This window comes from Microcoleus sp. F10-B2 (genome assembly GCF_036704965.1).
GTDB lineage: Bacteria > Cyanobacteriota > Cyanobacteriia > Cyanobacteriales > Microcoleaceae > Microcoleus.
Map to the genome: position 1 here is coordinate 1 of NZ_JAUBTB010000171.1, position 7,019 is coordinate 7,019.

The following is a 7,019-nucleotide window of genomic DNA, read 5'->3' on the forward strand; positions in this document are numbered from 1 at the left end:
AGCCTAAAAGTGTTTGGCTTCCAAGTTTTCACAACTGATAAAGAAATCCGACCCACATCTGCGGAATGTGGGTTTTACCGTGAGGATCTCATGCTGGCTAGGGCTAAAAGAATATCAAGTGAGCAGCAGGAAAAGCCTGAATCGACATTTGATATTAGTATTTTGTGCTTATACTTTTATCATTTGGCATCAGTTAACAGGAGGATTACGTCGGCAGTGGGTTAAGCAACCTTTAACGACATTTACGCTCTGCCTTATTAGCTTTTAGAAAAGCTATATCTTACAGATTTTTTGGCTGGTTGCAAGAAAATACGGACGTATTTGCTTCTGAGAAAGCCAGTTTTGGCTTTATTTGGGATTAAAACTTGTTTAAGTCCTGTTAAGTCCACAGCGAGGAGAACCCAGAAGAAGACTTTTAAACTCATTAGTCTTCTGACCGAAGACTTAAGCTATTAGCCAGGGACTTAAGTCCCTGGCGGACTGGAGGCTTAAGTTGTCACCAATGAGCAGAGCCGGGAAACGAGGGTAACGAGGGAATTTAACTTGCCGATAAAATCTCTTCGAGTGCTAATTTCAACGTCGGATATTGATATTGAAAACCGCTAGCTAAAGTTTGTTTGGGCAACACTTTTTGACCTTCCAGAACAACTTTAGCGCCGTCTCCCAACAGCATTTCTAAAGCAAAACTTGGCACCGGCAACCAAGAAGGCCGCTGCAAAACTTCCCCTAAAGTTTGACACAATTCATTCATCCGCACCGGATTCGGTGCTGTCGCATTCAAAACGCCTTGAACTTGCGAATTTAGCAAAGCGTACAAAATTAAATCAACCACATCCTCGCGGTGAACCCAAGAAAACCACTGTTTTCCTGTCCCAATCGGCCCGCCTGCAAATAGTTTAAAAGGTGGCAGCATTTTTGCCAGCGCGCCTCCCATTCCCAAAACTATCCCCAGCCGCAAAATTGCTAGCCGCGTTCCCGCATTTTTTGCAGGTTGGGCGGCTGCTTCCCAGTCTTTGCACACTGCGGCTAAAAAATCGTTTCCCGCGAGGCTCGTTTCGTCAAACTCAGCGGTTTCGCTGGTTCCGTAATAGCCGATCGCCGATGCGCTAACTAACACAGAAGGCCTAGGATTAGCATTGACGATCGCCTCCACCAATTTTGCCGTCGTCAGTTTGCGACTGTCGAGAATTTCTTGCTGGCGCGCCTGGGTCCACCTTTCCTCCGCAATCGGAACCCCCGCTAAATTGACAACACCATCGCAGCCCGCGATCGACTTTTGCCAATCACCAGACTCCGCTGGAGTGTAGGCGACAACTTCCAAATTCGGATAAGCTGAAGCCGGAAAAACTCGGCTAGCCTTCGCCGCATCCCTGCTCAAAACCACCACTTGATTTCCCGCAGCTTGCAGCTTCTCCACCAGCCGGCTACCTACAAATCCCGTTGCTCCCGCGATCGCTACTTTCATTTTTTACCCGCAATGCACATCAACAGTAGTTTAGACGATCGTCCAAACTTGTTTTGAATTATACAAAAATCAAGAGCAGCCTCGATCGCCTCCACACAAGCCAAGTGTATTTTCATTAAACTGATAAAGGACGCGAGGATTAAAAACAATGCCTGCAAAAAAACCAAAGCTTCTAATTGCTGCCTCCATCGTCGCAGCAGGTAGCGCCGCGGTCTACTTTTACTTCCAGGGTTTGAAGAACAAAGTATTCAACCCTCAAGACAGCGCCAAAGTTATACCTGACGAAGCCATGATGGCCGCGTTCATCTCCCCCAATCCCCAAGCGCTGGCCGAGTTGCAGCGATTTGGCACCCCTGGGGCTCAAAAGTTGGTCGGTCAGGGTTTGAACGCCTTTCAAGAACAAAGCTTGGCAGGCACTCAAATTGACTTTGACAGGGACTTAAAGCCTTGGTTAGGGGGGGTGATGGTCGCTTTGCTGCCCCCTGATGCTGCGGCGAAAACCGAGCCTCCTAAGCTGCTGGTTGTAGTCAGCGTCAACAATAAAATTAGCGCTTGGAATTTTGCGAATAAATTAAAATCTCAGCCCGGTGCAACTACTCAAGAAACCGAGTATAAAGGAGTTAAAATTTATGAGATTGCAGAGCCAACTGGCAAGCGCTACAGTGTGGCTTTGCTGAACGACCAATTAGTGATGGCTCCTTTGAAAAAGCCTGTGGAATTGGCGATCGATACTTTTAAAGGAGAACCCTCCCTCGCTACGCAGCAGAGCACAACTAAGTTTTTTGCAGAGAGTGCTGGTGTCAAGAATCCGATCGCAACTGTTTATATTGCTGACTATCCTGCGGCAATTGAGCAATTGAAAGCTAATTTGCCCGCAGATATCCAGTTGCCTTGGACCGTGTTTTCGCAGTTCAAACAAGTCAAGTCTTTGGTTGCGGGAATTGGGGCGGACAGTGAGGGATTGAGGGTAAAAACTATTGCTCAGTTAGACCCTAAATTCGTTCAGCAAAATCCACAATTGGCATCGAAATTGTTGCCCAGATTTCCGGATGAAACTATTGCTTTAGTCGGCGGCAAGGGAATAGATAAAATTTGGTCGCAAGCAACCGCCGAGGCACAAGATAGCCCGGAAGTTGACAGGGGAGTTCAGCAGGTGAGGGATAGTTTTAAGCGGTTGGATTTGGATGCGGATCGGGATGTTTTTGGTTGGATGAACGGGGAATTTGCGATCGGGGCGATCGGTTCCAATCAAGGCATTTTGTCTCAATTGGGCATGGGGGCGGCGATGATTTTTGAAACCAGCGATCGCCCTGCCGCCGAAGCAACCTTGAAAAAACTCGATGCGATCGCCAAAAGCAATCCTACAGTCAGCGTCGCCCCTAGAACCGTTGAGGGCAAAGAGGTTACGGAGTGGCAAATACCCCAGCAAGGCACTTTATTCGGGCACGGTTGGCTGAATGAAAATTCTGTGTTTGTAGCTTTCGGCGGGCCTTTAGTTGATGTGATTACTTCGACGCCACCGCAACCGCTAAGCAGCAGTCCGAGTTTTCAGGCGATCGCCACTTCTTTACCGCAAGCCAACCAAGGTTACTTTTATATAGATATGGAAAAAACCATGTCTTGGGCTAACCAATATTTGCTCGCAGTACAGCCAAATTTAGTTTCGCCGCCCGTCGCTGAATTCCTCAATTCTCTCCGAGGAGTTAGCGTAGTTACAGCTTCTACACAACCGACAACTGCTCAGCTTGAGATGCTTTTTGCCTTGAAGAAATCTAACAATTAGCTAATCGGGAATCAGTAATTCTTCCTTCTATCCTTCTATCCGTTAAATCCCTTACACTGCTTCATGGCCGGACTTGCTTCTGACAAAAAAAGTTGACAAAAAAAAGTTGCTGCCTCTCTAGGGAGGGCAGCTACTCAAATAAAGCATCTTAAAGTCTCTCAAAACTTCAGAATTAACCTTCAGACATTCCCGATTTATTCGGCAATTGCAAATCATCCGGATCTACATAGTGACAAACTGCTTTGTCCATGCAAATCAATGCCCAGCCGGACTTATCAATGCTCATCAACTTGTAAGAAGCGGGCTGAATAAAGAAACCTTTGTGGTTGCGGGTTGCTGGCTTGATGTTAACGTGGCTTTCAGTGCTCATGTCTTTACAACTCCTAGTATTATGGTAGTGAAGTATGAAAACCGCTGAGCGGATTTGTCAATCGTCTAAGTTTTCAAATACTAGCATTGACTTCCTGAGTTTTCCATAAAGTTATTTATTGATTTATTACGATGTCGTAATAAACCGCAAAGCCGATTCCCTCGATCCCCGCCCCCCGATTGACTTGTTTGAGCGGTTACGGCTCAAAAAGCCACTGCTTAACGCGGGCGAGACTCTTCCAGTCCGGTTTTCTGCTTAATCCTTCTTCAAAATTTTTTTTAACTTCGTCGAGCAACTCTTCGGAAGCCATCAGGAGTTGCTGAGCGACTTCTACGTGGGGGCGCACTCCTTTCTCTTTGAGGTCGAGGATCGCGACTGCGAGGTTGATGCGAGCTTGCGGGTCGTGAGGGTTCAATTTAACGGCCGTTTTGGCTGCCTTTTGAGCCGGTGCGGGTTTATTTTCCAACAGGTAGAGCCACGCGAGGCTAGCCCAGGCATTGCCATTTTTGGGAGCTTTCTCGCACACTTCTTTAAACACGGGGATCAGGTTAGCGGGGGCTTCGCCAGCTTGGTAGCGATCGAAACCGTCTTTAAACAATTCTTCAGGGGTCATTCGATTTTAGATTTTGGATTTGAGATTTTAGATGGAAAAGAGCATTGGGTGCGGGACGCAGCAAGGCAGTCCGAGGCATTCTCAGCAATTAGCAATTACCAATCCCCAATGCCCTATTTTCCAATTTATGTAGAAAAAGAACTGCCACAGCCGCAAGTTTGAGTGGCGTTGGGGTTAGTAAACTGAAAGCCGCCCCCGATCATAGCATCGCTGAAGTCGAGAACCAAACCGTAGAGATAAAGAAGGCTCTTGCGATCGCACACTACCTGGAAACCGTCGTAGTCGAACACTTCATCGTCGGCTTTCACAGTGCTCGGATCTGCGAAATCCATCACGTAGGACATTCCAGAGCATCCGCCCTGGCGCACCCCTACCCGCAAGCAGAGGTCTTTACCTTGTTTTTCTCTCAGAGCTAAAACTTGACGGAGAGCAGAGTCCGTCATTTGAATGCCCCGCTTTTGTGAAATGGCTTGAGTCATAATTTGCCGAACTCCTGATACTGTTTAATGCTAAGAGTTTGATCTTATTCGTCCATTGTACAGGCATTCGTCAGAAGGCACAGGGCTAGATGCTGAAGGCAGAATTTTTAGGTTTTAATTTTTAATTCCCGTGGAGCCTCGTTCCCAAGCTCGATGTCCTCTCCCCCTATAGGGTTTATGATTGAGAAGCAGCGGTTGACCGGCTACCGGCACCGCAACAATGCTTCACCCAACGGGCTTACTCTATGGCAGCGCTGAATCGCTCTACTCTTCGTCGGCTACAAAACTTACCTCAAATTCCCAGCGTGTGGGAGGGCGATCGCCGACCCTTATCTAATGCTGACTCGCACATGATGCTAGATGACGATGACGTTCTAGAAGCTGGTGGCGAGTGCATTCTCTGGGTGGATGGCTCCGAAGGAGTCGTGAGGGCTATGGACATGGTAGGCCCAGATGCCGGCCCAGAGGCGATCGTCCGGGCCCTGCTACGAGCAATGGAACATCCCCAAAGTCCGGCTCCCGCAGTCCGCCCCCAAAAAATAGTAGTCAAAAACCGAGAAATTCAATTTTATCTGCGGGGCGTACTTCAAGATTTAGGCATTTCCATTGACTACGTGCCGGAATTGCCCTTAATTGACGAAATATTTCGCGGCATGGAAGAGGTCGCCATCAACAGACCTCCTGATTTGCCCCCTCAGTATGCTGAAGTTTTAATGGAAAAAGCTGCTCAAATTTGGCAAGACGCTCCGTGGCGGACTTTGAGCGAACACCAAATTATATCTATTGAAATCAATCAGTGGGATGTCGCCAGCCTCTACGTGTCCGTATTGGGGCAAGGCAGAATGGATTACGGAGTTTTACTGTACCGTTCTCTAGAATCCTTGAAGCGGTTTCGAGAACGAGTCGTCAACGATGAATCTTTTGAAGATTTAGAACAGGCTTTTTTAGGGCAAGACTGTTTGTTTGTTACCTTTGAAAGTGCAGCAGATATTGATGAGGACGACGACGAGGACGAAATTGACTTAGCTGATTTGCCTCCATCGGAAATTGAACCAAATTTCGGCAACCTGCATCCTTTAGAAGGATTGCGATCGATTCTTTACGAAGAAGAAGCCCTCACGATGTTAGTTGCTCTCGAAGCATTTCACCGCTTTTTCCGCAACGGCCGCCGGAAATTGGGAGCAGAGACCTTTCCCAGTCTTAGCAGCCGCTACCGCATCCCAGTTCCGCAGCCTGACGGAGAAATTCAACAGGTATCCGTTAAAGTTTCGACGATGCCCGAGGTGTCCGACGAATTATTAGAGATGCTCGGTGATGACGATGATGATGAGGATGATGATGAATTTGAAATGCCGCTGCTGCGGGACGATTTGGTGCCGCAAAATTCATTTTTGAGTCTGGGCGTCGTACCTTGGGCAACGGTAGAGTTTCTGCGGGCAACTGCCCAGTTTCACCAAGGTGCAGAAATTGATATTAATAGCGCCGGAGATGGTTTGCCGGTGGTGATGATCCAAACTTCTCATCCGAAGGCGAAAACTATGATTCAAGATTTGAAGGAAGCTGGAGGAGTGAAGGCAATTTGTTTTAATCCGGGCGAAGATCCTTTTCAAGACGAGCAATACGACTTGGGTATTTTGCAAGCTAAAAATGGGGATCTGTATTTGTTTGGGGAGTTTAATGAAAACGATCCGGTGCATCAGGAAGCTCGCCAAAAGTGGGAGCGCCGCTGTAAATTTACTAACGGTTGGTGCGGTTTGGTAATTGCTAAAGGCTTGATGGGTGCTTCTCGCGGTCAGCCTCAGTTTAAGGATATGGTCGCTTTGTTTGAGGTGCGCTGGGTGTCTGCTAAAGACTTGGGAATTGGGCCGCTTCAGTTGATGCCGATGTTTTGAAGGAAGAGGGAAGAGGGAAGAGGGAAGAAGGAAGAGGAACAATGTAAAAGTAATATGTAAGGTGCGCATTGCGCACCCTACTGTGTGAATTATTCAGGAGAATGATTATGTCAAATTCTACTCAAAAGCGAGAAGTGTTAGTCGCCCTTGATGCTGAATTCGCGGATAAAATAGACCAGCTTACTGATAATTGGACGGAGGCGATCGAACAAGCTCTCCGTCTCTGGTATGCTAAGCAAATAGAAGATAAGTTGCGGAAGTTTTATCAAAACCGCAGCCAAGAAGATATTGACTTTGAAGAAGAATGGGCAACTTTTGCCGAGGAACAAATGGAAGAAATTTTGTATCCGCTCAATAAATCGGGGTAACAGCAAAAAAAGAAGGTTCACAATCTAGGCACAGCATGGTAGAATATGA

At 47.3% G+C, this 7,019-nt stretch carries 7 protein-coding genes and 1 pseudogene; 4 read left to right on the top strand and 4 right to left on the bottom strand.

The window, feature by feature from the left end; all coding sequences use genetic code 11:
• Window positions 1-94: 94 nt before the first annotated feature.
• Window positions 95-362: pseudogene (locus tag QUA99_RS31885) on the top strand (IS701 family transposase); the annotation flags it as partial.
• Window positions 363-538: 176 nt separating this feature from the next.
• Here QUA99_RS31885 and thyD read toward each other — a convergent pair.
• On the bottom strand, window positions 539-1,465 hold the full coding sequence (gene thyD / locus QUA99_RS31890; RefSeq protein ID WP_333245346.1) for a thylakoid membrane protein ThyD: 927 nt from the start codon (window positions 1,463-1,465) through the stop codon (window positions 539-541).
• Window positions 1,466-1,613: 148 nt separating this feature from the next.
• Here thyD and QUA99_RS31895 point away from each other — a divergent pair, with 148 nt between their 5' ends.
• The gene (locus QUA99_RS31895) at window positions 1,614-3,248 is read left to right on the top strand and encodes a DUF3352 domain-containing protein (protein WP_333245349.1); all 1,635 of its coding nucleotides are present in this window, start codon (window positions 1,614-1,616) and stop codon (window positions 3,246-3,248) included.
• Window positions 3,249-3,420: 172 nt separating this feature from the next.
• Here the strand turns inward: QUA99_RS31895 and QUA99_RS31900 are convergent, their stop codons facing one another.
• The 3 genes from QUA99_RS31900 to QUA99_RS31910 all read right to left on the bottom strand — a co-directional run bounded on the left by QUA99_RS31900 (window position 3,421) and on the right by QUA99_RS31910 (window position 4,710).
• The gene (locus QUA99_RS31900; RefSeq protein ID WP_332984883.1) at window positions 3,421-3,618 is read right to left on the bottom strand and encodes a hypothetical protein; all 198 of its coding nucleotides are present in this window, start codon (window positions 3,616-3,618) and stop codon (window positions 3,421-3,423) included.
• A gap of 196 nt (window positions 3,619-3,814) precedes the next feature.
• Window positions 3,815-4,231: a tetratricopeptide repeat protein gene (locus QUA99_RS31905; protein WP_333245352.1), complete on the bottom strand. Its 417-nt coding sequence runs from the start codon at window positions 4,229-4,231 to the stop codon at window positions 3,815-3,817.
• Window positions 4,232-4,356: 125 nt separating this feature from the next.
• A complete protein-coding gene (locus tag QUA99_RS31910; RefSeq protein ID WP_333245355.1) occupies window positions 4,357-4,710 on the bottom strand; it encodes an iron-sulfur cluster assembly accessory protein in 354 nt (117 codons plus the stop codon).
• 245 nt (window positions 4,711-4,955) lie between these two features.
• On the opposite strand from QUA99_RS31910, the gene QUA99_RS31915 reads away from it, so the two are divergent.
• Both QUA99_RS31915 and QUA99_RS31920 read left to right on the top strand, forming a co-directional pair.
• The gene (locus QUA99_RS31915; RefSeq protein ID WP_333245358.1) at window positions 4,956-6,602 is read left to right on the top strand and encodes a DUF6930 domain-containing protein; all 1,647 of its coding nucleotides are present in this window, start codon (window positions 4,956-4,958) and stop codon (window positions 6,600-6,602) included.
• Window positions 6,603-6,709: 107 nt separating this feature from the next.
• On the top strand, window positions 6,710-6,970 hold the full coding sequence (locus QUA99_RS31920) for a hypothetical protein (protein WP_333245361.1): 261 nt from the start codon (window positions 6,710-6,712) through the stop codon (window positions 6,968-6,970).
• Window positions 6,971-7,019 lie beyond the last annotated feature (49 nt).

Excerpts from the sequence above, each read along its gene's own strand:
- thyD (WP_333245346.1), bottom strand. The coding sequence starts at position 1,465 with ATGAAAGTAGCGATCGCGGGAGCAACGGGATTTGTAGGTAGCCGGCTG.
- QUA99_RS31895 (WP_333245349.1), top strand. The coding sequence starts at position 1,614 with ATGCCTGCAAAAAAACCAAAGCTTCTAATTGCTGCCTCCATCGTCGCA.
- QUA99_RS31900 (WP_332984883.1), bottom strand. The coding sequence starts at position 3,618 with ATGAGCACTGAAAGCCACGTTAACATCAAGCCAGCAACCCGCAACCAC.
- QUA99_RS31905 (WP_333245352.1), bottom strand. The coding sequence starts at position 4,231 with ATGACCCCTGAAGAATTGTTTAAAGACGGTTTCGATCGCTACCAAGCT.
- QUA99_RS31910 (WP_333245355.1), bottom strand. The coding sequence starts at position 4,710 with ATGACTCAAGCCATTTCACAAAAGCGGGGCATTCAAATGACGGACTCT.
- QUA99_RS31915 (WP_333245358.1), top strand. The coding sequence starts at position 4,956 with ATGGCAGCGCTGAATCGCTCTACTCTTCGTCGGCTACAAAACTTACCT.
- QUA99_RS31920 (WP_333245361.1), top strand. The coding sequence starts at position 6,710 with ATGTCAAATTCTACTCAAAAGCGAGAAGTGTTAGTCGCCCTTGATGCT.